General features: G+C 66.9%; 2 protein-coding genes. One reads left to right on the top strand and one right to left on the bottom strand.

Annotated elements, in window-relative coordinates:
- The first annotated feature begins 52 nt into the window (after positions 1 to 52).
- On the top strand, positions 53 to 1,204 hold the full coding sequence (locus tag ACIOFR_RS42285; RefSeq protein WP_401006170.1) for an IS30 family transposase: 1,152 nt from the start codon (positions 53 to 55) through the stop codon (positions 1,202 to 1,204).
- Here the strand turns inward: ACIOFR_RS42285 and ACIOFR_RS42280 are convergent.
- Positions 1,093 to 1,395, bottom strand: coding sequence for a transposase (locus ACIOFR_RS42280; protein ID WP_401006168.1), 303 nt, complete (start codon positions 1,393 to 1,395; stop codon positions 1,093 to 1,095). The two genes, ACIOFR_RS42285 and ACIOFR_RS42280, sit on opposite strands and share 112 nt — an antisense overlap.
- Positions 1,396 to 1,554: the final 159 nt, after the last annotated feature.

Here is a 1,554-nt window from a genome sequence, read left to right as displayed (position 1 = left end):
GCGGTGAAGTCAACCGGTCAGCGCAACGTCCCAGGTGGCGGAGGATGTGCGCATGGCGAGGTTGGGTCGTCCGGGGATGTCGGACATGCAGAAGCGAGAGTTGTGGGACCGCTGGAAGGCCGGCGAGTCGATCAGCGAGATCTCCCGTGCCCTGGGCAGACCACCGGGATCGATTTTCACGATCCTGAAGTCGAACGGCGGCTACGTCCCGCCTGTTCGGCGGCGCCGGGATGGTGGCCTGACGAGCGCGGAGCGGGAATCGATATCCCGCGGGCCGGCCCAAGGCGACTCCATGCGCACAATCGCCCGAGCACTGGGACGGGCAGTCTCGACCGTCAGCAGGGAGATCGCCCGCAACAAGGGGACCGGGCACTACCGGGCCGTGGACGCCGAGGACCGTGCTTGGGACAGGGCCCGGCGCCCCAAGCCCTGTCTGCTGGCCGCGAATGAGCCCCTGCGCGCACTGGTTGCCGAGAAGCTGGCCGAGGACTGGTCGCCGCAGCAGATAGCCGGTCACCTGGCCAAGACCCAGACGGCTGAATCCGGGATGCGGATCAGCCACGAGACGATCTACAAGTCGCTGTTCATGCAGGCTCGCAAGGTGCTGGCGAAGGAGCTTCAGAAGCACCTTCGCTCCGGGCGTCCGACCAGGCGCAATATCCACAACACCGTTGCCGGGCAGTGGCGTTCGCAGATCAAGGACGCGATCTCCATCCACGAACGCCCCGTCGAGGCGCGTGATCGCAAAGTGGCCGGACACTGGGAGGGCGACCTCGTCATGGGCAGTGGCGTCACCCAGGTCGCGACCCTCGTCGAGCGCACCACCCGGTTCACCATGCTGGTCCAGCTCGACGGTCGTGACACCGCCACCGTCACCGCGCGGATCTCGGCCCAAATGCTGAACCTGCCAGCCAAGTTGAGGAAGTCCCTGACCTGGGACCGCGGAATGGAGCTGGCCGCCCACAAGAACGTCACCGCCACGACCGGCCTGGCCGTCTACTTCGCCGACCCCCAGAGCCCATGGCAGCGCGGCACCAACGAGAACACCAACCGCCTCCTGCGCCAGTACCTGCCCAAGGGCACTGGGATGGGTCACCTCACCCAGGCCGACCTGGATGTCATCGCCCTGCGGTTGAACACCCGTCCCCGGCAGACCCTCGACTTCGACACACCAGCCGGTAGGCTGGAGGCCCTGTTGCGCTGACCGGTTGACTTCACCCTGGCGGCTTTGAGGATCTCGTTGGCCCGCCTCAACTCGGCGACTTCCTTGCGGAGTTCCTTCAGCTCGTCGCGCTCGACGGTGGTGAGGCGGTCGTCGCGCTCGCCGGCGTCGGCCTCGGCCTGACGGACCCAGGACCGCAAGGCCTCCTTGTGGATGCCGAGGTCACGGGCCACGTGAGCGACGGGCGGCCGGTCGAGCGGACCTCGCGGACGGCGCGCTCGCGGAGTTCATCGGGGTACTTGCGTGGTGCGGGCATTGCTCGTGGTTCTCCTTACGCCTGGATCGTAACAAACCCTGACATCAGGGACTCCACGAAAGCCGGAGCAGCTCAC

The organism is Kitasatospora sp. NPDC088346, assembly GCF_044740765.1.
Taxonomy (GTDB): domain Bacteria; phylum Actinomycetota; class Actinomycetes; order Streptomycetales; family Streptomycetaceae; genus Kitasatospora.
This window is presented reverse-complemented; position numbering and strand designations above follow the sequence as displayed.

Excerpts from the sequence above, each read along its gene's own strand:
- ACIOFR_RS42285 (WP_401006170.1), top strand. The coding sequence starts at position 53 with ATGGCGAGGTTGGGTCGTCCGGGGATGTCGGACATGCAGAAGCGAGAG.